Origin of the sequence: Streptomyces luteosporeus (genome assembly GCF_039532865.1) — a bacterium.
GTDB lineage: Bacteria > Actinomycetota > Actinomycetes > Streptomycetales > Streptomycetaceae > Streptomyces > Streptomyces luteosporeus.
Genome location: NZ_BAAASL010000013.1, coordinates 43,954 through 66,890 on the forward strand (window position 1 = coordinate 43,954; position 22,937 = coordinate 66,890).

Below are 22,937 nucleotides of genomic sequence, written 5' to 3' on the forward strand. Positions count from 1 at the left end.
CGTGCGGGGCACCGCATTGACGGCGGAAACATCCCGCGGCGCGCCGCGGTGCACGGGAGCTTGTGCGGGGTATTGCCACAACCCGCCCGGTGCACGGGAGTTGGCCGGTACCGTCGGCGCATGGCAAGCGATGTGATCGTGGCCGGCGCCGGGGTCGCCGGGCTGACCACCGCCGTCGTCCTGGCCGAGCGCGGCCACCGGGTGCGGGTGTGGACGCGCTCGCCCACGGCCGAGAGCACCTCCGCCGTCGCCGGCGGCCTGTGGTGGCCCTACCGCATAGCCCCCGAGGAGCGGGCCGGCGCCTGGGCCCTGCACTCCCTCGCGGTCATGACCGAGCTGGCGCAGCACCCGCAGGAGACCGGCGTGCGCCGCGTCCCCGGCACCCACGCCGGGCCGGCCCCGCACGAGCTCGGGCCGTGGGCCCGCCGCGTCCCCGGCCTGCGCGCCGCCACCGCCGGCGAGCTGCCGCCCGGGCACGGCCGGGGCGTGCGCGCCCACCTGCCCCTGCTGGACATGCCCGCCCACCTGCACCACCTGCACCGCCGGCTGGCCGCCGCGGGCGGCCGGGTCGTCCTGCGCCCCGTCCTCTCGCTCGCCCGGGCGGCCGCCGAGGCCGCCGCCGTCGTCAACTGCACCGGCCTGGGCGCCCGGCGGCTGGTCCCCGACCCCTCGGTGCACCCGGTGCGCGGACAACTGGTCGTCGTCGAGAACCCCGGCATCGACGAATGGTTCACCGCCGACGACGCCGGCAGGGCCGACATGGCCTACCTCTTCCCGCAGCCCTACGGGCTCGTCCTCGGCGGCACCGCCCAGGAGCACGTCTGGGACCGCACCCCCTCGCCCTGCACCGCCCACGCCATCATCGCCCGCTGCGCACGGCTCTTCCCCGCCGTGGGGCGCGCCCGGGTGCTCGCCCACCGGGTCGGGTTGCGCCCCGCCCGCCCGGCCGTACGGCTGGAAGCCGAACGGCTGCCGGACGGCGGGGTGGTGGTGCACAACTACGGGCACGGCGGCGCGGGGATCACCGTCGCGTGGGGGTGCGCCCACGAGGCCGCGGACCTGGTGGAGGGGGTGGCTCCGGTGCGGCCTTGACAGCGCCGGCGGCCCGGCGGGACCGTACCGTCCCGTCCGTTCCCGGCCCCTGGAAGGCGGACCGTGATGCACCTGCCCGTGCCCCTGCGGGGCGTCGTCCCCCCGCTGTGCACCCCGCTGACCGGCACCGGGGAGGTCGACGCGCGCTCGCTGGCCGCGCTCGTCGAGCACCTGCTGGGCGCGGGGGTCCACGCCGTCTTCGCCCTGGGCACCAGCGGCGAGGCGGCCCAGCTGACCGACCGCTGGCGCACGGCGGCGCTGCGCACGGTCGTCGAGGCCGTCGCCGGCCGGGTGCCGGTGCTCGCCGGAGTGATCGACATGACCACGGAGCGGGTCCTCGACCAGGCCCGGGCCGCCGCGGCGGCGGGCGCCGACGCGCTCGTGGCCACCGCCCCGTTCTTCACCGGCACGCACCCGGCGGAGGACGCCGGGCACTTCCGGCGCATCCGGCACGCGGTCGACCTGCCGCTGTTCGCCTACGACAACCCCGGCACCGTGCACACCCGCCTGGCGGCCGGGACCCTGCTCGACCTCGCGGCCGAGGGCACCCTGGCCGGCCTCAAGGACACCACCGGCGACCTCGGCGGGCTGCGCCGCCTGCTGCTCGGCCTGCGGGCCCGCGGGCTGCAGGACGCCTTCACCGTGCTGACCGGCTCCGAGCTCACCGTGGACGCGGCCCTGCTGGCCGGCGCCCACGGTGTCGTGCCGGGCCTGGGCAACGTCGACCCGGCCGGCTACGTACGGCTGTACGCGCACGCCCGCGCCGGGCGCTGGGCGCAGGCGGCGGCCGAACAGGACCGGCTGGCGGGGCTGTTCGCGCTCGTCGAGGCCGCCGGCACGGACGGGGCGAGCTGGACGTCGGCGGCGCTCGGCGGCTACAAGGCGGCCCTGCACGCGCTCGGCGTGATCGCCTGCCCGGCGACGTCGGCCCCGCTGCAGCCCCTGTCCGAGGCGGCGGTGGCCCGCGTGCGCAAGCTCCTGGCGGAGGCCGGGCTGACCTGACCGGCGGCCGCCTTCGGCCGCGTTGTCGGTGCCCCCGGCTAGCGTGGACGCACACGCACGGGCACATGCGTGCGTACCGCCCGCACGACCAGGACCGCCGGAGGCACCATGGCCGCGAAACCCGCACCCCTCGCCGCGCGCGAGCGCATCCGCTCGTTCGCCCTGTCCCTGCCGGGCGCCGTGGAGGAGTTCCCCTGGGGCGACAGCGCGGTGGTCAAGGTCAACAAGAAGATCTTCGCCTTCCTCGGCTCCCCGGACAATGCGCTCAGTCCCGGGATCTCGGTCAAGCTCAAGGACGAGGCGGCCCACGCCCACGCCCTGACTGTGCCGGGCGCGGCACCCACGGCCTACGGACTGGGGCGTTCCGGTTGGGTGTCGGTGCCGCTGGACACCGGGGAGGTGGACGTGGAGGTGTGCTGCGACTGGGTCGAGGAGAGCTACCGCACCATCGCGCCCAAGCGGCTCGTCGCCCAACTCGACGCGGGATGACCGTCGTCCGGCCCCTTGTGGTCGGTGCGACCGGTTCCTAACATCACGGGTGTCACAGCGGTTGTGTCACAGGACGTCGGACGCGGGGGGCCGCATGGTGCAGACGGATCCGGACCCCACCGGCGGCCCGCTGACCGGGATGCGCGTGCTCGAGCTCGCCGGCATCGGCCCCGGCCCGTTCGCCACGATGCTGCTCGGCGACCTCGGGGCCGACGTCGTGCGCGTCGACCGCCCCGGCGGCCAGGGGCTCGGCGTCGATCCGGCGTACGACGTCACCAACCGCAACAAGCGCTCGGTCCTGGTCGACCTGAAGGCGCCCGGGGGCCCGCGGGCCGTCCTCGCCCTCGCTGCCCGCGCCGACATCCTCGTCGAGGGCTTCCGCCCCGGCGTCGCCGAACGCCTGGGCGTGGGCCCCGAGGCCGCCCTGGCCCGCAACCCCGCCCTGGTCTACGGGCGGATGACCGGCTGGGGCCAGGACGGCCCCCTGGCCCACGCGGCCGGCCACGACATCGGCTACATCGCCGTCACCGGCGCCCTCGCCCTCACCGGCCCCGCCGAGGGCCCGCCGTACGCCCCGGCCAACCTGCTGGGCGACTACGCCGGCGGCTCCCTCTACCTCGTCGTCGGCCTGCTCGCCGCCCTGCACCACGCCCGCGCCACCGGCCGCGGCCAGGTCGTGGACGCCGCCATCGTCGACGGCACCGCCCACCTGACCGCCATGCTCCACGGCATGCTCGCCGCCGGCGGCTGGCAGGACCGGCGCGCGGCCAACCTCCTCGACGGCGGTGCCCCGTTCTACGGCACGTACGAGACGGCCGACGGCGGATACATGGCGGTGGGGGCCCTGGAGCCGCGCTTCTACGGCACGTTCGTACGGCTGCTGGGCCTGCCGCAGGCCGCGGCCGACCGGGGGGACCCCGGTCGCTGGGAGGAGGTGCGCGCCGCCGTCGCCGACCGCTTCCGGCAGCGCACCCGCGCCGAGTGGACGGCCGTCTTCGAGGGCACGGACGCGTGCGTGGCGCCCGTGCTGTCCCTGGGCGAGGCCCCCCACCACCCGCACCTGGCCGCGCGCGGCACCTTCACCGAGGAGGGCGGCATCACCCAGCCCGCCCCCGCGCCCCGCTTCTCGGCCACCCCCGCCGCCGTGCGCCGCCCACCGGCCCGCCCCGGCGCGGACACCGCCGACGTCGCCCGCGACTGGAACGTGCCCGGCCTCGCACCGCCCGATGAGGGGGAGACCACCCATGAAGCGTGACCTGTACACCGCCGACCACGAAGCCTTCCGGGAGACCGTCCGCACCTTCCTCGCCAAGGAGGTCCTGCCCCACCACGAGCGGTGGGAGAAGGACGGCATCGTCCCCCGGGAGGTCTGGCGGGCCGCCGGCCGCCAGGGCCTGCTCGGCCCGGCCGTGCCCGAGGAGTACGGCGGCGGGGGCGTCGCCGACTTCCGCTACGGTGCCGTGATCGCCGAGGAGTTCGCCCGCGCCGGGGCCTCGGGCCTGGCCATCGGGCTGCACAACGACATCGTCGGCCCGTACCTGACCTCGCTCGCCACGGCGGAGCAGAAGCGGCGCTGGCTGCCGGGCTTCTGCACGGGGGAGACGATCACCGCGATCGCCATGACCGAGCCGGGCGCCGGCTCCGACCTGCAGGGGCTGCGCACCACCGCCGAGGACCGCGGCGACCACTGGGTGCTCAGCGGCTCCAAGACCTTCATCTCCAACGGCATCCTCGCCGACCTCGTGGTCGTGGTGGCCCGCACGACCCCGGAGGGCGGCGCCAAGGGGCTGAGCCTGCTGGTGGTGGAGCGCGGCACGCCCGGTTTCGAACGGGGCCGCAACCTCGACAAGATCGGGCAGAAGGCGCAGGACACGGCCGAGCTGTTCTTCGACGGCGTCCGTGTCCCCAAGGAGAACCTGCTGGGCGAGCTCCACGGCGGCTTCGGCCACCTGATGGCCCATCTCCCGCAGGAGCGGCTGAGCATCGCGGTCGCCGCGGTCGCCGCGGCCGAGCACCTGCTGGAGGTCACCACCCGCTACGTCAAGGAGCGCGAGGCGTTCGGGCGGCCGCTGGCCCGTCTGCAGCACGTCCGCTTCGAGATCGCCGAGATGGCCACCGAGTGCGCGGTCACCCGCACCTTCGTCGACCGCTGCGTCGCCGAGCACATCGGCGGCGGGCTCGACGCCGTCCACGCGGCGATGGCCAAGTGGTGGGCGACCGAGCTGCAAAAGCGCGTCGCCGACCGCTGCCTGCAACTGCACGGGGGGTACGGCTACATGAGCGAGTACCCGGTGGCCAAGGCGTTCACCGACGGCCGCATCCAGACCATCTACGGCGGCACCACCGAGATCATGAAGGAGATCATCGGCCGCTCCCTGCTCTCCTGAGCTCTCCCGACCGCCCGCACCTCCCCCCGCCCCGAAAGGGATAACGACCTTGAGCACCGAAGCGTACGTGTACGACGCCATCCGCACCCCGCGCGGGCGCGGCAAGGCCAACGGCGCGCTGCACGGCACCAAACCCATCGACCTGGTCACCGGCCTGATCCGGGAGCTGCTGCGGCGCCTGCCCGGTCTGGACCCGGCGGCCGTCGACGACATCGTGCTCGGCGTCGTGAGCCCCGTCGGCGACCAGGGCTCCGACATCGCCCGCATCGCCGCCCTCGCCGCGGGGCTGCCCGAGACCGTCGCCGGCGTCCAGGAGAACCGCTTCTGTGCCTCCGGGCTGGAAGCCGTCAACCTGGCGGCCGCCAAGGTGCGCTCGGGCTGGGAGGACCTCGTCCTGGCCGGCGGGGTGGAGTCCATGTCGCGGGTGCCGATCGCCTCCGACGGCGGGGCCTGGTTCAACGACCCGATGACCAACCTGGAGGTCAACTTCGTCCCCCAGGGCATCGGCGCCGACCTCATCGCCACGCTGGGCGGCTACACGCGCCGCGACGTGGACGCCTTCGCCGCCCGTTCCCAGGAGCTGGCGGCCGCGGCCTGGAAGGAGGGCCGGTTCGCCGGGTCCGTGGTGCCGGTGCGCGACCGCAGCGGCCTGGTCGTCCTCGACCACGACGAGCACATGCGGCCGGGCACGACGGTCGAGACCCTCGCCGGCCTCAAGCCCTCCTTCGCCGCCATCGGCGACCAGGGCGGCTTCGACGCCGTGGCGCTGCAGCAGTACCACTGGGTCGAGAAGATCGACCACGTCCACCACGCCGGCAACTCCTCGGGCATCGTCGACGGCGCGTCGCTGGTGGCCATCGGCAACCGCGCGGTGGGGGAGCGCCACGGCCTGCGGCCCAGGGCCCGCATCGTCTCGGCCGCCGTCTCCGGATCCGAGCCCACGATCATGCTCACCGGGCCCGCCCCGGCCTCCCGCAAGGCGCTGGCCAAGGCCGGGCTGACCATCGACGACATGGACCTGGTCGAGGTCAACGAGGCGTTCGCGGCCGTCGTGCTGCGGTTCGCCGACGAGATGGGCATCGGGCTGGAGAAGGTCAACGTCAACGGTGGCGCGATCGCCATGGGCCACCCGCTGGGCGCGACCGGCGCCATGCTGCTGGGCACCGTCGTGGACGAACTGGAGCGGCGCGGCGGGCGGTACGGGCTGATCACCCTGTGCGTGGGCGGCGGCATGGGCGTCGCGACGGTGGTGGAGCGGGTGTAGGGCGGCACGTCCGCCGCCACCGGTTTCCGCCCGCCCCCGACACGTCCCTTGAGGAGAGCACCCGACATGACCACCCCCACCGCCATCCGCTACGAGCGCGGCGACGACGGCGTCGTCACCCTGGTCCTGGACGACCCCGCCCAGTCCGCCAACACCATGAACGACGCCTTCAGGGCGTCGCTGACCGCCGTCGCCGACCGGCTGGAGGCGGAGAAGGAGACCCTGCGCGGCGTCGTCGTCACCTCCGCCAAGAAGACCTTCTTCGCCGGCGGCGACCTGCGCGACCTCATCGCCGCGACCCCCGCCGACGCCCGGCGCGTCTTCGACGCCGGCATGGGCATCAAGCGGGACCTGCGCCGTATCGAGACCCTCGGCGTGCCCGTCGTCGCCGCGATCAACGGCGCGGCCCTCGGCGGCGGTTACGAGATCGCCCTCGCCTGCCACCACCGCATCGCCCTCGACGCCCCCGGATCGCGGATCGGGCTGCCGGAGGTCACCCTCGGGCTGCTCCCGGGCGGCGGCGGGGTGACCCGCACCGTCCGGCTGCTGGGCGTCGCCGACGCGCTGCTGAAGGTGCTCCTGCAGGGCACGCAGTACGCACCGCGCCGGGCCCTGGAGGCCGGGCTGGTGCACGAGGTGGCCACCGACGCCGAGGACATGCTCGCCCGCGCCCGGGCCTACATCGCGGAGCACCCCACCGCGCGGCAGCCCTGGGACGAGGACGGCTACCGCATCCCCGGCGGCACCCCGGCGAGCCCCCGCTTCGCCGCCGCCCTGCCGGCCTTCCCGGCCACCTTGCGCAAGCAGACCGCCGGCGCCCCCTATCCCGCACCCCGCAGCATCCTGGCGGCCGCCGTCGAGGGCGCCCAGGTCGACTTCGCGACGGCGCAGGTCGTCGAGGCCCGTTACTTCACGGAGCTGGTGATCGGCCAGACCTCGAAGAACATGATCCAGGCGTTCTTCTTCGACCTCCAGGCCGTCAACTCCGGCCGCAGCCGCCCCGCGGGCGTCCCGGCGCGCACGGTACGCAAGGTCGCCGTCCTCGGCGCCGGCATGATGGGCGCGGGCATCGCCTACGCCTGCGCCCGCGCCGGCATGGAGGTCGTGCTCAAGGACGTCTCGCCCGAGAACGCCGCCAAGGGCAAGGCGTACTCGGCGGGCCTGCTCGGCAAGGCGCTGGCCAAGGGGCGCACGACCGAGGCCGAGCGCGACGCGCTGCTCGCGCGCATCACCCCGACCGCCGACGTCGCCGACCTCGCGGGCTGCGACGCGGTCATCGAGGCCGTCTTCGAGGACCAGCAGCTCAAGCACGCGGTCTTCCAGGAGGTCCAGCACGTCGTCGCGCCCGATGCCCTGCTGTGCTCCAACACCTCCACCCTGCCCATCACCGGCCTGGCCCGCGGCGTGGAGCGGCAGGAGGACTTCATCGGCCTGCACTTCTTCTCGCCCGTCGACAAGATGCCGCTGGTGGAGATCATCAAGGGGGAGCGGACGGGCGAGGAGGCGGTGGCGCGCGCCTTCGACCTGGTCCGGCAGCTGCGCAAGACCCCGATCGTCGTGGGCGACGCGCGCGGCTTCTTCACCTCCCGCGTCATCGGCCGTTTCCTCAACGAGGGCGTGGCGATGATCGGCGAGGGCGTGCCCGCCGCCTCCGTCGAGCAGGCGGCCGCCCAGGCCGGCTACCCGGCCAAGGTGCTCTCGCTGATGGACGAGCTCACGCTCACCCTGCCCCGCCGGATCCGCGACGAGGCCCGGCGGGCGACCGAGGAGGCCGGCGGCACGTGGACCCCGCACCCGGCCGATGCCGTCGTCGACCGCATGGTGGAGGAGTTCGGGCGCACGGGCCGCAGCGGGGGCGCGGGCTTCTACGAGTACGCCGACGGCCGGCGCACGGGCCTGTGGCCCGGGCTGTCCGAGCACTTCGAGACGGCGGAGGGCCGCCGGCTGCCCTTCGCCGACCTGCAGGAGCGCATGCTCTTCGCCGAGGCCCTGGACACCGTGCGCTGCCTGGAGGAGGGCGTGCTCACCTCGGTGGCGGACGCCAACATCGGCTCGATCCTCGGCATCGGCTTCCCCGGCTGGACCGGCGGCGCCCTGCAGTACATCAACGGCTACGAGGGCGGGCTGCCCGGCTTCCTGGCCCGCGCGCAGCAGCTGCAGGAGACGTACGGCGAGCGGTTCGCGCCCCCCGAGCTGCTGGTGACCAAGGCGGAGAAGGGCGAGGTCTTCACGGACTGAGGACCGCGACGCAACCCGCGTACGGGGGCGGGCGCTCAGCCCCCGTACGTGGCCCGCAGCTCGTCCTTCAGCGCCCGCTGGAAGGCGGTGACCAGGGCCTGGACCACCAGCGGCTGCAGGTGCGCCGACAGCGAGCGCATCGTCTCCACCCGCTCGGGGTCCAACTCGCCGCGCTCGTAGGGCTCCCACACCTCGTCGTGGAACAGCCGCGTCAGCTCACGGGCCGTGGCCCCGGCGTGTTCGAGCAGCACCGCCCGGGCCGCACGTATGGTCTCCAGCCCCACCGGCACGTCCAGCAACTGGACGCCCAGCCCCAGCAGCGCCGGATCGACGCGGAAGGCGTCCTGGCCGGGGACGCGCTCCAGCACGTTCATGGCCGCGAGCCGGTCGAGGTCGGCGTCGGTGAGGGACCGTCCGGCCCGCCGCTCCAGCTTCTCGCGCGTGGTCTCCGCCGCCTCGTCGGGCGTCCAGGAGGCCACCAGCGCACGGTGGATGGCCAGGTCGTGGGCGCTGAGATCGTCGGGCAGCCGGCTCAGGTAGCGCTCGATGGCGGCCAGGGTCAGCCCCTGGTGCTGCAGCTCCTCGATCAGCGCCAGCCGGGACAGGTGCGCGAAACCGTACCGCCCGACGCGACGCGGCCCGATCTCGGGTGGCGGCAGCAGCCCCCGCGCACTGTAGAAGCGCACCGTGCGCACGGTCACCCCGGCACGGGCCGCCAACTCGTCGACGGTCAGGTGCGATTCCGCGGCATCCTGCGGCGCGGCGGTGCCTTCGGTGTCCACGGCCATCGGCGGTGCCTCGCTTCCTCGTCGTGCCGTTCGGTCCCACAGTATTGCTGTGCCACCAGCACTGTGAAAGCCCGCCCGCCGGCACGGGAGCGGGCCCGCCGCCTGACGGCGACGGGCCCGCAGTGGTGCGGTGTATCAGTGACGGTGGCTGTCGAGCGCCTGCTGGATCTTCTTCCAGGACTTCGGCTCCGCCGGCTTCGCGGCCTTGCCGGCCGCCAGGGACCGGCCGCTGGCGGCCGGCTTGCCGATGCCGTACTCGGCCGCGACGGCCGCGCTCGGCTTGGAGTCGGTGAACAGCCAGACGTCGAACAGCTTCTGCAGCGGCTTGCCGGAGACCTTCTCGGCGTGCTGCACGAAGTCCTGCACGGAGCCGTTGCCGAACTTGCGGTCCGCCTGCCAGCCCTTGAGGATCTTGAAGAAGGCCGCGTCGCCGACCTTGTTCCGCAGGGCCTGCAGCGCGATCGCGCCGCGCTGGTAGACCGCGCCGTGGAACTGGTTGTCCGGACCCGGGTCGCCCGGCTTGACCTTCCAGAACGGGTTGTCCGCGGGGACGCTGGAGTAGGCGTAGTCGGCGAGCTCCTGGGTCGTGCCCTCGCCCTCCTTGGCCGACCACAGCCACTGGGCGTAGGTGGCGAAGCCCTCGTTCACCCAGATGTCGCGCCAGTTCTTCACCGAGACGTTGTCGCCGAACCACTGGTGGGCCAGCTCGTGGACGACCACCGAGACGTTGGCGCCGCCCGAGAAGCTGGACGGGCTGTAGTACGGCCGGGTCTGGGTCTCCAGCGCGTAGCCGGTCTTGACGTTGGGGACGTAACCGCCGATGGCGTTGAAGGGGTACGGCCCGAAGACCGTGGACTCCCAGTCGATGACCTCGGAGGTGCGCTCGATGCTCGCCTTGGCCGAATCGTAGTTGTCGCCCAAGTCCTTGCTGTAGGCGTTGAGGACCGGCAGGCCGCCGGCCGTCTTGTCGGTGACGATGTCGAACTTGCCGATGGCGAGCGTGGTCAGGTAGGTCGCCTGCGGCTTGGTGGCGCGCCAGTTGTAGCGCGTCCAGCCGAGCTTGGAGGACTGCGACTTCAGCTCGCCGTTGCTGACGGTCTGCAGGCCGTCGGGCACCGCGACGGAGATGTCGTAGGTGGCCTTGTCCCGCGGGTGGTCGTTGCTGGGGAACCACCAGGCCGCCGACTCCGGCTCGTTGGCCACCACGGCCCCGTCCGGCGTGCGCTGCCAGGCCGAGTAGCCGCCGACCTTCACCTGCGAGGGGATGTCGCTGTAGCGGACCACCACGGTGATCTGCTTGCCTTCCGGCAGCGGCGCGGGCGGGGTGATCTCCAGCTCGTGATCGCCCGTCTTGGTGAACGCGCTCGGGCGGCCGTTGACGAGGACCTCGCTGACCTTCAGCGTGAAGTCCAGGTTGAAGCGGGACAGCGCCTGCGTCGTGGTGGCCGTCAGGGTGGCGGTACCGTCCAGCCGGTCCGTCGCCGGCTGGTACTTCAGGCGCAGGTCGTAGTGGGAGACGTCGTAACCGCCGTTCCCGGAGGTCGGGTAGTAGGAGTCCCCGGCACCCGGAGCACCCGGCGTGGCGTCGGCCGCCGAGGCCGGGACCGCCAGCAGCATCAGGGCCGCGGCCGCACTGGGAACGATGAGTCTGTGACGCACGAGTCACTCCAACTCGTAGGGGGCGAAAGATCACTCGCAGCCTATGTACTCATCACCGGCATGGGTATGTCCATGCCGCGTACCGACATCTGATCGACACGCGGCGGACACGCGAGCGGTACCGGACACCTCGCGATGCCTGCAGCGCCTCTTCTGCACCGCAGTTGACCGCGCTACCTTCCGCCCGTGCTGATACGTGCGAACAACTCCCGCGCCCCGCGGTCGCGTTCCTCCGCGCGGACATCGCTGACCACGGTCCTGCTCACCGTGCTGGCCGTCCTGCTGCCCGCCGCCGCGGCCCAGGCGGCGCCCACCGCCGGACCACCGGACGAGAGCAGACCCGTCTACGCGTACGACCACGCCGTGCGCGAGACCATATGGGTGGACACCGGGCTCGACGGCGACGGCGACGGCCGCACCGACCGGGTCGCCGCCGACATCATCCGGCCCCGCGAACCCGCCGAAGCCGGCGACAAGGTGCCCGTCATCATGGACGCCAGCCCCTACTACGCCTGCTGCGGGCGCGGCAACGAGAGCCAGAAGAAGACCTACGACGCCCAGGGCCGGCCCGTGCAGTTCCCGCTGTACTACGACAACTACTTCGTACCGCGCGGCTACGCCGTCGTCCTGGTCGACCTCGCCGGGACCAACCGCTCCGACGGCTGCACGGACGTCGGCGGCCGCCTCGACGTGCAGTCCGCGAAATCCGTGGTCGACTGGCTGAACGGCCGCGCCCGCGGCTACGCCTCCCGCACCTCGGCCACCGCGGTGACGGCCGGCTGGGCCACCGGCGACGTGGGAATGATCGGCAAGAGCTACGACGGCACGATCGCCAACGGCGTCGCCGCCACCGGCGTCGAGGGCCTGCGCACCATCGTGCCCATCGGCGGCATCAGCTCCTGGTACGACTACTACTTCGCCAAGGGCGCCGCCCTCTTCGGCAGCGGCCCCGACGGCCTCGCCGCCCTCGTCGAGAGCCCGCAGGCACGCTCCCGCTGCCAGGCCGTGCAGAACGAACTCGTCCGCGGAGCCCCGCGCAACGGCGACTGGACCGCGCTGTGGACCGAACGCGACTACGTCAAGGACGCCGGCAACGTGCAGGCCAGCGTCTTCGCCGTCCACGGCATGCAGGACCTCAACGTGCGCACCAAACACCTCGGCCAGTGGTGGGACGCGCTGGCCGCCCACGGCGTCGAACGCAAGCTGTGGCTGTCGCAGACCGGGCACGTGGACCCGTTCGACTTCCGCCGCGAGGCCTGGGTGAGCACCCTGCACCGCTGGTTCGACCACTACCTCCTCGGCTACGACAACGGCATCGAACGCGAACCGGCCGCCGACGTCGAGCGCGCCCCCGACCAGTGGACGACCGACACCGCCTGGCCGCCCGCCGGCACCGCCGGCACCACCCTGCGCCCCGCAGCCGGCCCCCGCCCGGGCGTCGGCACCCTCGGCCTCGCGCCCGCCCCGGCCGGCGCCACCGAGGCCTTCACCGACGACCCCGCCCTGAGCGAGAGCGACTGGGCCGCGCACCTCGACGAGACCACCCCGGCGAAGACGGGCTTCGTCACCGGACCGCTCGCCCGCGACCTGCGGCTGTCGGGCTCCTCGACGGTCCGGCTGACGGTCACCCCGTCCACGTCCTCGGCCCATCTGTCGGCCGTCCTCGTCGACATGGGCCCCGCCACCATCCGCGACTACGCCGACGCCGCCGAAGGCATCACCACCCTGCCCGAGCGCACCTGCTGGGGCAGCGGCACCACCGGCGACACCGGCTGCTTCCGGAAGACCGCGGCACGCACCGCCCAGGTGGGCCACACCGTCCTCAGCCGCGGCTGGGCCGACCTCGACCACTGGGCGAGCAGGCGCCACGGCCGGCCCGTGACCCCCGGCCGTCCCTACGACATCACCCTGAACCTTGCCGCCACCGACCACGTCGTGCCCGCGGGCCACCGGCTCGCCCTGATCGTCGCCGGCACCGACGCCGGCCTGGTCGAGCCCGCCTCCACCACCCCGCACGTCACCGTCGACCTGGCCCGCTCCTCGGCCACGCTGCCGTTCGTCGGCGGCTACGCGGCCTTCGTCCGCGCCACCCGCGGCCCCGGCGGGCCGCCGGCGGGCACGCGGGATCTGCTGCCCGGTCTGCGCCCGGTGGTCCCGCCGCACCTGCCCTGAGCGCGCCACGGACGCACCGAGGGCCTCGACGGGGCGTCGGTCTCAGCCGGCCGCGCGGCGCAGCGCCGCGCGGCACAGGCCGTCCGCCGCGCGCGTGGTCTCCGGCAGCCGGTAACGGGGCGCCAGCAGCAGTGTGTGCTCGCACGCGCGGTCCAGCGTCACCCGGTGGCCCACGGAGACGAAGACGGGCTTGACGCCCGCCTGCGTGCGCAGCGCCCGGCCCACCTCGTCCATGCCGTCGAGCAGGGGCGCGGCGTCCCCGCGGCGCGGGCCGGGCGGCTCGTGGCGGAAGACGAACGGGTTCTTCGCCACGCCGATGGTGGGCAGGCCCGTCAGCACGCCCAGGTGACTGGCCAGCCCGAAGCGGCGGGGATGGGCGATCCCGTAGCCGTCGCAGACCACCAGGTCCGGCTCGGCGGTCAGCCGCCCGAGGGCTTCGAGGACGGTGGGCACCTCACGGAACGCCAGCAGGCCCGGTACGTACGGGAAGGAGACGCGGCCGACGGCCGTCGCCTCCTCGAGGACCTGGAGCGTGCGGGCGTCCAGCAGGACGGCGGCGGCCGCGACCAGGTCCCGCTCGTCGTCGTAGGCCACGTCCACGCCGGCGACCACCAGCGGGGCGCCGGGAGGCGGGCCCGGCTCGTCCAGGACCACCTGCCCGCGCAGCTCGTTCTGGACGGCGGTCGCCTCGGCCTCCGTCGAGGGCCAGTCCTCGGGCAGCGGGTACAGGGTGTTCGCCGGTGCGTCGCTCATGATCCGACCACGCTACGGGACGGGCGTGGCGCGGCGTCGGGCGGGGCGGAGCCGGGGCGTAGCCTGTCGATCATGTTCGTACTTGAACTGACCTACATCGCGCCCATCGAGCGCATCGACGCCGCCCTGCCCGAGCACGTCGCCTGGTTGGAGGCGCACTACGCGTCCGGGGTGTTCATCGCCTCCGGCCGCAAGGTGCCCCGCGACGGCGGCATCATCCTGGCGCTCGGCGACGACCGCGCCAAGATCGAGGAGATCACGCGGAGCGACCCCTTCACGGTGGCGGGCGTGTGCGAGTACACCATCACCGAGTTCATTCCGACCAAGACCGCGCCGGCGCTGGAGGCCTACCGCCAGGAACTGCCCTCCTGAACCCGCGCCGGTTCACCGGCCCCGAGGCGGTACGAGGAGGGCGGCCCGCCCCTTCTCGCCGGCCGCCCAGCAGCCGCCCGGGACGCAGTCGACGGTGTCGTACGAACCGGTGTCGAAGCCGCGCCAGGTGCGCCCGCCGTCCGTGGTGACGTCGCTGCCGGCCGGGCCGACGGCCACGGCGGCGGTCCGGCTGCCGGGCAGCCAGGCCACCCCCGAGCGGTAGCCGGCCGGCGGCCGCTGCGCGCCCGTCCAGCTCGCCCCGCGGTCGCCGGTGACGGCGGCCGCGCGCGGCGAGGGCTGCCCCGGGCGGTAGTCCCCGCCGACGGCCAGCCCGTGGGTACGGTCACGGAAGGCCAGGGCGAACACGCCGCGGGCCGCGTCGCCCGCCGGCAGCGGCGCCTCGGCGGCGCGCCAGGTGCGGCCCCGGTCCGCGGAGTGCAGCACCCGGGAGACGGCCCCGCCCCCGGTGGCGATCCAGGCGTCGCGCGGGCCCGAGCTCACCACGCACTGGCCACTGGCGGCGAAGGCCGCCTCGCCGGGCAGCGCGGCGGGCATCCCCGCCGCGGGCTGCGCCCGCCAGCTGCGTCCGCCGTCCCGCGTGGCCAGGACGCGGAACCTGCCGTCCACCGGGTCGCCGAGCGCGATGCCGTGGCGGTGGTCGAAGAAGGTCAGGCAGTCGTAGAAGGCCTTGGGGTCGGGGTTGCGGAAGGACTCCTTCCAGGTCGCGCCGGCGTCGTCCGTGCGCAGGATGCGCGACGCCTCGCCCTCGCCGATCGCCAGGACCACCGCGTGCCGCGCGTCGAAGGCCGTCACGTCGCGGAACTCCAGAGCCCCGGCGCCGGGGGGCGAAACGTTGCGCCAGGTCGTGCCGCCGTCCCGGGTGAGCAGGACCGTGCCCTTGCTGCCGGCCAGCCACGCGGTGGTGCGGCCGACCGCCGCGAGGCCGCGGAAGCGGGCGTCGCTGCCGGTGGGCCGCTCCTGCCACGCCGGGCGCACGGCGTCCGGCGCGGCATCCCGGACGGCGTTCCGGGCGGCGGGCGCGGCGGTCGCGCCCGCCGGCGCGTTCCCCGCGAGGAGGAGCGCCGCTCCCAGGACCGCGGCCGCGGCCGCTCGTATGGACTTCCCCATCCGTCTCATGGGCGGGGAGGCTAACGGAGGACGGACGGCCCCGGCAGGCAATTCGAAAGTCTCTCCGGAGCGCCGCCGAGGGCCGCCGGGGCCGTCGGACTTTCATCCTTTCGGCCACGAGCCGGTGGCCGCTCGGGCGATCCGCGGCACCGGTCCCGGCACCTAACGTGGCAGGCATGACCGAGATGCCCCTGACGCCCGGCCCCCGGGGGTGGCCGGGAAATGCTCATGGTTCCACCGCTCCGTGGCGATTGACGGAACTGACAGGTAAATGTCGTGCCTCTCAAGGTCCGTGACGCAACTCACGGAGGAATCCGGTGCACGACCACGATCGTTCACTCGTCTCACCATGCGGGGAAGAGGGAACTCCCGGAAATCCCAGCGGCACGGGAAGCGCACCACCAGGGAAACCACGCAAGGGAGCTGGCGTTGTCCACTGTCATCGAACAGGCTGTCCAGGCACGGATCATCGCATCGGCCCCGCCGTCCCGGACGGTTCCCGCGCGGCTGTGCTACGAGCGTTCCGATCCCTTCGCCGTGCGCGTCGCCTTCCCGCCGGTGGCCTCCCTCGACGGCGCCGAGGTCCAGTGGACCTTCGCCCGCGACCTGCTGGCCCGTGGCCTGCTGAGGTCGGCGGGCGGCGGTGACGTACGGGTGTGGCCGTGCGGCCCGCACCGCACGGTGCTGGAGTTCCACGCGCCGGAGGGCGTGGCGATGGTGCAGATAGACACCCCGGAGCTGCGCTCCTTCCTCGCCCACACCTACGCCCAGGTGCCGGCGGGCGGCGAGGCCGGCCACCTGGACGTGGAGGGCGACCTCGCCGACCTGCTGCGGGAGGCCTGAGCCCCACCGCCGTCAGGGGAGCGCTCCCCGGGGCCGCAGCCCCGGGGAGACCTCGCTACAGCAGGCCGGCGCGGCGCAGGGCGTCCGCCATGGCGCCGCTCGCCGGCGGCGCCGCGGCGGTCCTGGGCTCGGGTCGGCGCTGCCGCGGCGCCCGCCGTTCGGAGCGCTCGCCGCGCTCCGCACGCTCACCGCGCTCGCCGCGATCACGGCGGTCGGGCCGCTCGCCGCGCTCGCCCCGCTCGCGCGTCGCCTCGTCGTCCAGCCGGAGGGTCAGTGAGATGCGCTTGCGCGGAATGTCGACGTCCAGCACCTTCACCCGCACGATGTCGCCGGGCTTGACCACGTCCCGCGGGTCCTTCACGAACGTCTTGGACATCGCCGAGACGTGCACGAGCCCGTCCTGGTGGACGCCGATGTCCACGAAGGCGCCGAACGCGGCCACGTTCGTCACGACGCCTTCGAGCACCATGCCCGCCGCCAGGTCGCCGATCTTCTCGACGCCCTCCTTGAACGTGGCCGTCCGGAAGGCCGGCCGCGGGTCGCGGCCCGGCTTCTCCAGCTCGCGCAGGATGTCGGAGACAGTCGGCAGGCCGAAGGTGTCGTCGACGAAGTCGTCGGGCCGCAGCGAGCGCAGCACGGCCGTGTTGCCGACGAGGGAGGCGACGTCACCACCGGTGGCCTTCACCATCTTGCGCACCACGGGGTACGCCTCGGGGTGGACGCTGGAGGCGTCCAGGGGGTCGTCGCCCCCGCGGATGCGCAGGAAGCCCGCGCACAGCTCGTACGCCTTGGGGCCGAGCCGGGGCACGTCCTTGAGCGCCCTGCGGGAACGGAAGGGGCCGTTGGCGTCCCGGTGGGCGACGATGTTCTCGGCGAGGCCGGAGCCGATGCCCGAGACCCGCGAGAGCAGCGGCGCCGAGGCGGTGTTGACGTCGACGCCGACGCCGTTGACGCAGTCCTCGACCACCGCGTCCAGCGAGCGGGAGAGCTTCACCTCGGACAGGTCGTGCTGGTACTGCCCGACGCCGATGGACTTGGGGTCGATCTTGACCAGTTCGGCGAGCGGGTCCTGCAGCCGGCGGGCGATGGAGACGGCACCGCGCAGCGAGACGTCGAGGCCGGGCAGTTCCTGGGAGGCGAAGGCGGAGGCGGAGTACACCGAGGCGCCGGCCTCGGAGACCATCACCTTCGTCAGCTTCAGCTCCGGATGACGGGCGATCAGGTCGGCGGCGAGCTTGTCCGTCTCCCGCGAGGCCGTGCCGTTGCCGATGGCGACGAGCTCCACGCCGTGCTCGCGCGCCAGGCGGGCGAGGGTGGCCAGGGAGGCGTCCCACTTGTTCTGCGGCACGTGCGGGTAGACGGTCTCGGTCGCGGCGACCTTGCCGGTGGCGTCGACGACGGCGACCTTCACGCCGGTGCGGAAGCCCGGGTCCAGGCCCATCGTGGCGCGCGTGCCGGCGGGCGCGGCCAGCAGCAGGTCGCGCAGGTTGGCGGCGAAGACGCGCACGGCCTCGTCCTCGGCGGCCTGCCGCAGCCGCAGCCGCAGGTCGATGCCGAGGTGGACGAGCACGCGCGTGCGCCAGGCCCAGCGCACCGTGTCGCCGAGCCACTTGTCCGCGGGCCGGCCCCGGTCGGCGATGCCGAAGCGGCGGGCGATCATCTGCTCGTACGGCCCCGGCCCCTCGGTGCGCTCGTCGGCGGGCTCCGGATCCAGGGTGAGGTCGAGGACCTCCTCCTTCTCGCCGCGCAGCATGGCCAGCACCCGGTGCGAGGGCAGGGCGGTGAAGGGCTCGGCGAAGTCGAAGTAGTCGGCGAACTTCGCGCCCGCCTCCTCCTTGCCGTCGCGGACCTTCGCCACCAGCCGGCCGCGTCCCCACATGCGCTCGCGCAGCTCGCCGATGAGGTCCGCGTCCTCCGCGAACCGCTCGGTGAGGATCGCCCGGGCCCCCTCCAGGGCCGCCGCGGCGTCCGCGACGCCCTTGTCGGCCGAGACGTAGGCCGCGGCCGCGGCCAGCGGCTCCACGCCGGGGTCGGCCAGCAGCCCCTCGGCGAGCGGCTCCAGGCCCGCCTCCCGGGCGATCTGCGCCTTGGTGCGCCGCTTGGGCTTGAAGGGCAGGTAGATGTCCTCCAGCCGGGCCTTGGAGTCGGCGGCGCGGATGCGCGCCTCCAGCTCCGCGTCCAGCTTGCCCTGGGAACGGACGGACTCCAGGACGGCCGTGCGCCGCTCCTCCAGCTCCCGCAGGTAGCGCAGGCGCTCTTCGAGGGTGCGCAGCTGCGCGTCGTCGAGCGCCCCCGTCGCCTCCTTGCGGTAGCGGGCGACGAACGGCACGGTGGAGCCGCCGTCGAGCAGGTCGACGGCGGCTCGCACCTGCGCTTCCCGTACGCCGAGCTCCTCGGCGATCCTGCCTTCGATGGACATCGGCGTCGTCACGATCACGCTCTGCTTTCTCCGGGTGTCCTACGGGCGGTGCCCCGTGTCGTGATCTGCATTGTGGCAGGTGCCGTGGTGCGCGGCGGTGCGGCGTCGCCGCGCCGGGTCAGCCGCGCAGGTCCGCCGGGAAGGCCCCGGCCTCGACCACGGCAGTGGTGAAGCGGTGGGCCAGCTCGGTCAGGCGTGCGGTGCCGGCCGCGCCCAGGTGCTCGTACGGGCCGCGGTCCAGCTCGTCGGTGCGCTGCTCCAGCTCCTCGCGCAGCGCGGTGCCCGCCTCGGTCAGCGCGCCGCCCTCGTCCATCAGGCCGCGCTCGCGCAGCCGCTGCCGGCCGGCCTCCAGCTCCTCGGCGCTCCAGCCGCGCAGGTCGCGGTTCCACTTCTCGGACATGCCCTTGCCGGTGGCGGCGTGGGCGACCAGCGCCTCGACGGGGTCGAAACCGGCCCCGAGCAGGACGGCGATGTGGCCGTCGCCGCGGTGCTCGCGCAGCAGCGTGGTGGCGTGCCAGTACGCCAGGTGCGGCTCGGCCGGCACGGGCAGCTCGGCCAGGGCCGCGTACAGCGTCCGGCCCTGCGGCCGGCAGCCCTCGGCCGCGCGCAGCGCGAGGGTGGCGGCCTCGGCCAGCTCCGCGGAGGCCACGGCGTCCTCGCCCAGCAGCCGGCGCAGCAGGGCGTCGACGGCCCGCAGCCGCGCGTCCAGGACGTCCTGCGGGGAGGTGATCTCCCATACCGCGGGCACGTACTGCGCCACCAGCTCCGGCTTGAAGTTGTGGAACGTCGCCGTCACCACACCGGCGCCGACCCGGCCGAGGGCGGCGGAGCGGCCGGCGAAGTAGACGCCCTGGTCCTTCAGACCGAGTGCGGTGAGCTCCTGCCGGGTCTCGGGGGCGAAGTAGTGCGCCGAGTGGAAGGGGTTGACCAGCATTGCGCAGCGGCGCACGGCGCCGTCCGGAAGAGATGTCATGTCCCGTGACTGTACCTACTGGTTGGTACAGCGGGAAGGGCGGAGAGCGCAATGAAGATCACACCGGACGTGCGGGCCGATGCCCCGTCAGACCGTCCACGTGAAGCGCGGTTGACGGCGCTCGAGGAAGGCGGTCACGCCCTCCGCGGGCTCACCGCTGCCGCGTTCCAGCCGCGCCCAGTGCGCGATGCGCCCGGCCTCCACCGGGCCCGCCGCGAACTCCTTGGCCGCCGCCTGCGTCAGCTGCGAGCGGGCCGCCAGCACGCACGCGAACTGTGCCACCCGCTCGTCCAGCCGCTGCGCCGGCCACACCTCGTCGGCCAGGCCGCAGCGCAGCGCCCTTTCGGCGTCGATCAGTTCGGCCGAGAACAGCAGGTACTTGGCGGTGGCCGGGCCGACGAGCTCCACCAGGCGGCGGGTGGAGGAGGCCGGGTAGACGAGGCCCAGCCGGGCCGGGGTGACGCCGAACGAGGCGTCCTCGGCGGCGAACCGCAGGTCGCAGGCGGCGGCGAGCTGGCAGCCACCGCCCACGCAGTGGCCGCGCACCGCGGCGATCGTCGGCTTGGGGAAGGCCGCGAGGGCCTCCTCGGCGGCGACCGCCAGGTCCCGGGAGAGCGTGCCGCCGTCGGCCGCGAGCGAGGAGATGTCCGCCCCGGCACAGAAGGTTCCGCCCTCACCGGTGAGCACCAGCACCCGTACGGCCGTGTCCGCGGCGCACCGCTGAAGGAGCCGCGGCAGGTCGCGCCACATGCCGGTGGTCATGGCGTTCCGCTTGGCGGGGTGCGCGATGCGGATGGTGGCCGTGGGGCCGTCGATGTCCAGGTGCAGTGCGGGCTCCATGCGCCGGATGGTAACCGGGGCCGGAACCGGGCAGGGAACGGCGAACGGGGCCGCCAGGAACAGTCGGTGGCGTGACTGCGGCATAACCACCCGGTCAAAAGCCGCCGAAAAAACGGTGACTTCCGAGCAGCTCGCCGCAGGTCACCCGGTGGTTCCCACACTCATGGCTGTGCTGTCGAGCCAGGGCGAGGGGTTGGTACCGGACATGGAGAGCCTCGGGAGCGTCCCGTCCGAGCCGGGGCAGGCACCCCCGCCCCGGAAGCCGGCCGAGTACGACGGCACGTGGCGGTACCTCGCTCCCGCCCTCGACAGCTCGGTGCCCCGCACCAGACGCGCGGTGCGCGACCTGATCCGGGGCCAGGGCGTCCCCCTGCGCGAGGACCTGCTGTACGGGCTGCTGCTGATCGTCTCCGAGCTGGTCACCAACGCCGTGCAGCACGCGGCGCTGCTGACCCCCCAGGTGGCCGTCGAGGTCTCCCTCGGCCCGGAGTGGGTGCGGGTGGCCGTCGAGGACAGCCACCCCTACCGGCCGCGGCCGGTCGCCGCCTGCCCCGACGACGAGCCGCGCACCGGAGGGCGCGGCCTGCTGCTGGTGCAGGCGACCGTCGAGGAGGCGGGCGGCCTGTGCGACGTCGAGCACACGCCGGGCGGCGGCAAGGTGGTCTGGGCCGCCCTGCCGCTGCGCCCGCCGGCTACCAGCCGGCGCCGGCCCCGGTGACCTCGCGGATCGCCGGCCGGGCGGCGTCGAGCACCGTCATGAACCACGCGGAGAAGGGGTGGCGCCCGCGCAGCTCGTCGAGCTCCGCCGGGGTCACGAAGGCCGTCTCCGCGATCTCCGCCGGATCCGGCTGCGGCCGCTGGCCCACCCGTCCCACGAACAGGTGGTTGTACTCCTGCTCCACCAGGCCCGACGCCGGGTCCGGGTGGTTGTAGCGCACCGTCCCCGCCTCGCGCATCAGCTCCGGCGCGAGCCCCAGCTCCTCGCCGGTGCGCCGGGCGGCGGCCACGAAGGGCAGCTCGCCGGGGTAGGGGTGACCGCAGCAGGTGTTCGACCAGACACCGGGGGAGTGGTACTTCTCCAGCGCGCGGCGCTGCAGCAGCAGCCGGCCCTCGTCGTCGAAGAGGAACACCGAGAAGGCGCGGTGCAGCCGGCCGGGTGCGACATGGGCGGAGAGCTTCTCGGCCGTGCCGACCGTTCTGCCGTTCTCGTCGACCAGCTCCAGCATGATGGGTTCAGCGGTGTCGTCGGCGGCGCGGGGCCGCGCCGAGTCGGCGGAGCGGCCCGTGGCTGATGTGATCGGCATTGACCATCCTCGTTTCCGGTCGTCGACCCTCCAGTCTGCCGTACGAGATGCCCACGGCACGGCCGGATGAGTCCTGACCGGCGCCCTTCGCCGCCCGCCGGGCCCCGGTACGGGCCGGGGGCGGTCCCGGGGCGCTCAGTGGCACAGTTTCGCCTCGTGCTCGGCGTGGCCGCTGGGCTCCAGCTGGAAGGTGCAGTGCTCCACCGCGAAGTGCTCGCCCAGGCAGCCCTGCAGGTCGTGCAGCATCTTCTCGTGGCCGGCCGAGTCCAGCGCGGCCGGATCCACCACCACGTGCGCCGAGAGCACCGGCATGCCCGAGGTGATGGTCCACACGTGCAGGTCGTGCAGGTCCTCCACGCCCGGCAGGGCCATGATGTGCGCCCGGACCTCCTCCATGTCCACGTCCTTGGGCGCGGCCTCCAGGAGCACGTCCAGCGCCTCGCGCAGCAGCTTCACCGTGCGCGGCACGATCATCAGGCCGATCAGCAGCGAGGCGATGGGGTCCGCCTGCGTCCACCCGGTGGCCATGATCACCAGTGCGGAGATCACCACGGCCAGCGAGCCGAGCGCGTCCGAGAGGACCTCCAGGAACGCCCCGCGGACGTTGAGGCTCTCCTTCTGCCCGCGCATCAGCAGGGCCAGCGAGATCCCGTTGGCCACGATGCCGACCAGGCCGAACACCACCGTCTGCCCGCCCGGCACCTCGGTCGGGCTGGTCAGCCGCTGGACGGCCTCGTAGAGGATGAAGCCGCCCACGCCCAGCAGCAGCAGGCAGTTCAGCAGCGCCGCGAGGATCTCGGCCCGGGCGTAGCCGTAGGTGCGCCGGGGCGACGGCGGCCGGCCGGCGAAGTGGATGGCCAGCAGCGCCATGGACACGCCGATGGCGTCGGTCGCCATGTGCCCGGCCTCGGCGAACAGCGCCAGCGAGCCGGTGATCGCACTGCCGGCGGCGTAGGTCAGCAGCACGGTCAGGGTGATGCCCAGCGCCATGCGCAGCCGCCCCTTGTAGGCGGCGGCAGCGGTGCCGTTCGCCTCGGGCGGGGGTCCCCCGTGCGAGTGACCGTGATCGTGCCCCGCTCCCATGAAACCCGCCTTCCGTGGACGTCCCGCGCCGCGGCCGGCGGTCGCCGGCCGAGCCCAGTGAACTACGGGTGGGGGGTATTGGCAACGCGGCACTGAACACCGTTGTCATTGCCTCTGACCTGCGGCGATGC

20 protein-coding genes are annotated in these 22,937 nt (G+C 74.0%); 11 read left to right on the plus strand and 9 right to left on the minus strand.

Going from position 1 to position 22,937, the window contains the following annotated elements; all coding sequences use genetic code 11:
• The first annotated feature begins 120 nt into the window (after positions 1-120).
• The 7 genes from ABD361_RS18450 (at position 121) to ABD361_RS18480 (ending at position 8,472) form a co-directional block, all read left to right on the plus strand.
• Positions 121-1,092: an FAD-dependent oxidoreductase gene (locus tag ABD361_RS18450; protein WP_344436494.1), complete on the plus strand. Its 972-nt coding sequence runs from the start codon at positions 121-123 to the stop codon at positions 1,090-1,092.
• Positions 1,093-1,158: 66 nt separating this feature from the next.
• Entirely contained in the window at positions 1,159-2,094 is a 936-nt protein-coding gene (locus ABD361_RS18455; protein ID WP_344436495.1) for a dihydrodipicolinate synthase family protein, read from the plus strand.
• Between the two features lie 108 nt (positions 2,095-2,202).
• Positions 2,203-2,583 (plus strand): MmcQ/YjbR family DNA-binding protein, encoded by a 381-nt coding sequence (locus tag ABD361_RS18460; RefSeq protein ID WP_344436497.1) that lies wholly within the window; start codon positions 2,203-2,205, stop codon positions 2,581-2,583.
• Between the two features lie 94 nt (positions 2,584-2,677).
• A complete protein-coding gene (locus ABD361_RS18465) occupies positions 2,678-3,838 on the plus strand; it encodes a CaiB/BaiF CoA transferase family protein (protein WP_344436498.1) in 1,161 nt (386 codons plus the stop codon).
• A complete protein-coding gene (locus ABD361_RS18470; RefSeq protein ID WP_344436499.1) occupies positions 3,828-4,970 on the plus strand; it encodes an acyl-CoA dehydrogenase family protein in 1,143 nt (380 codons plus the stop codon). Before ABD361_RS18465 ends, ABD361_RS18470 begins: the two co-directional genes overlap by 11 nt.
• Positions 4,971-5,019: 49 nt before the next feature.
• Complete coding sequence (locus ABD361_RS18475) at positions 5,020-6,234, plus strand: acetyl-CoA C-acetyltransferase (protein ID WP_344436500.1); 1,215 nt, start codon at positions 5,020-5,022, stop codon at positions 6,232-6,234.
• 66 nt (positions 6,235-6,300) lie between these two features.
• The gene (locus ABD361_RS18480) at positions 6,301-8,472 is read left to right on the plus strand and encodes a 3-hydroxyacyl-CoA dehydrogenase NAD-binding domain-containing protein (RefSeq protein WP_344436501.1); all 2,172 of its coding nucleotides are present in this window, start codon (positions 6,301-6,303) and stop codon (positions 8,470-8,472) included.
• 35 nt (positions 8,473-8,507) lie between these two features.
• On the opposite strand, the gene ABD361_RS18485 is transcribed toward ABD361_RS18480, so the two are convergent.
• Both ABD361_RS18485 and ABD361_RS18490 read right to left on the minus strand, forming a co-directional pair.
• On the minus strand, positions 8,508-9,260 hold the full coding sequence (locus ABD361_RS18485; RefSeq protein WP_344436502.1) for a MerR family transcriptional regulator: 753 nt from the start codon (positions 9,258-9,260) through the stop codon (positions 8,508-8,510).
• A gap of 135 nt (positions 9,261-9,395) precedes the next feature.
• A complete protein-coding gene (locus ABD361_RS18490) occupies positions 9,396-10,919 on the minus strand; it encodes a M1 family metallopeptidase (RefSeq protein ID WP_344436503.1) in 1,524 nt (507 codons plus the stop codon).
• Positions 10,920-11,177: 258 nt separating this feature from the next.
• On the opposite strand from ABD361_RS18490, the gene ABD361_RS18495 reads away from it, so the two are divergent.
• Positions 11,178-13,091, plus strand: coding sequence for a Xaa-Pro dipeptidyl-peptidase (locus ABD361_RS18495; protein ID WP_425583252.1), 1,914 nt, complete (start codon positions 11,178-11,180; stop codon positions 13,089-13,091).
• A 42-nt stretch (positions 13,092-13,133) separates the two neighbouring features.
• On the opposite strand, the gene ABD361_RS18500 is transcribed toward ABD361_RS18495, so the two are convergent.
• Positions 13,134-13,844, minus strand: a complete 711-nt coding sequence (locus ABD361_RS18500; RefSeq protein WP_344436504.1) for an endonuclease V — start codon at positions 13,842-13,844, stop codon at positions 13,134-13,136.
• Positions 13,845-13,916: 72 nt separating this feature from the next.
• On the opposite strand from ABD361_RS18500, the gene ABD361_RS18505 reads away from it, so the two are divergent.
• Positions 13,917-14,216, plus strand: a complete 300-nt coding sequence (locus ABD361_RS18505; protein WP_344436505.1) for a YciI family protein — start codon at positions 13,917-13,919, stop codon at positions 14,214-14,216.
• 12 nt (positions 14,217-14,228) lie between these two features.
• Here the strand turns inward: ABD361_RS18505 and ABD361_RS18510 are convergent, their stop codons facing one another.
• Positions 14,229-15,344 carry a WD40/YVTN/BNR-like repeat-containing protein gene (locus ABD361_RS18510; RefSeq protein ID WP_425583253.1) on the minus strand — a complete coding sequence of 372 codons (1,116 nt, stop codon included), beginning with the start codon at positions 15,342-15,344 and terminating at the stop codon, positions 14,229-14,231.
• 429 nt (positions 15,345-15,773) lie between these two features.
• On the opposite strand from ABD361_RS18510, the gene ssgD reads away from it, so the two are divergent.
• Positions 15,774-16,187, plus strand: a complete 414-nt coding sequence (gene ssgD, locus ABD361_RS18515; RefSeq protein ID WP_344436507.1) for a spore wall synthesis regulator SsgD — start codon at positions 15,774-15,776, stop codon at positions 16,185-16,187.
• 55 nt (positions 16,188-16,242) lie between these two features.
• Here ssgD and ABD361_RS18520 read toward each other — a convergent pair whose 3' ends face one another.
• The 3 genes from ABD361_RS18520 to ABD361_RS18530 all read right to left on the minus strand — a co-directional run bounded on the left by ABD361_RS18520 (position 16,243) and on the right by ABD361_RS18530 (position 20,419).
• On the minus strand, positions 16,243-18,606 hold the full coding sequence (locus ABD361_RS18520; RefSeq protein ID WP_425583254.1) for a Tex family protein: 2,364 nt from the start codon (positions 18,604-18,606) through the stop codon (positions 16,243-16,245).
• Between the two features lie 118 nt (positions 18,607-18,724).
• Positions 18,725-19,579: an SCO6745 family protein gene (locus ABD361_RS18525; protein ID WP_344436508.1), complete on the minus strand. Its 855-nt coding sequence runs from the start codon at positions 19,577-19,579 to the stop codon at positions 18,725-18,727.
• 87 nt (positions 19,580-19,666) lie between these two features.
• Positions 19,667-20,419, minus strand: coding sequence for an enoyl-CoA hydratase/isomerase family protein (locus tag ABD361_RS18530; RefSeq protein WP_344436509.1), 753 nt, complete (start codon positions 20,417-20,419; stop codon positions 19,667-19,669).
• Between the two features lie 205 nt (positions 20,420-20,624).
• Here ABD361_RS18530 and ABD361_RS18535 point away from each other — a divergent pair, with 205 nt between their 5' ends.
• Positions 20,625-21,137 (plus strand): ATP-binding protein, encoded by a 513-nt coding sequence (locus ABD361_RS18535; protein ID WP_344436630.1) that lies wholly within the window; start codon positions 20,625-20,627, stop codon positions 21,135-21,137.
• Here the strand turns inward: ABD361_RS18535 and idi are convergent.
• Positions 21,112-21,723, minus strand: a complete 612-nt coding sequence (gene idi / locus ABD361_RS18540) for an isopentenyl-diphosphate Delta-isomerase (protein WP_344436510.1) — start codon at positions 21,721-21,723, stop codon at positions 21,112-21,114. The two genes, ABD361_RS18535 and idi, sit on opposite strands and share 26 nt — an antisense overlap.
• Before the next feature lie 135 nt (positions 21,724-21,858).
• A complete protein-coding gene (locus tag ABD361_RS18545) occupies positions 21,859-22,806 on the minus strand; it encodes a cation diffusion facilitator family transporter (RefSeq protein ID WP_344436511.1) in 948 nt (315 codons plus the stop codon).
• Positions 22,807-22,937 lie beyond the last annotated feature (131 nt).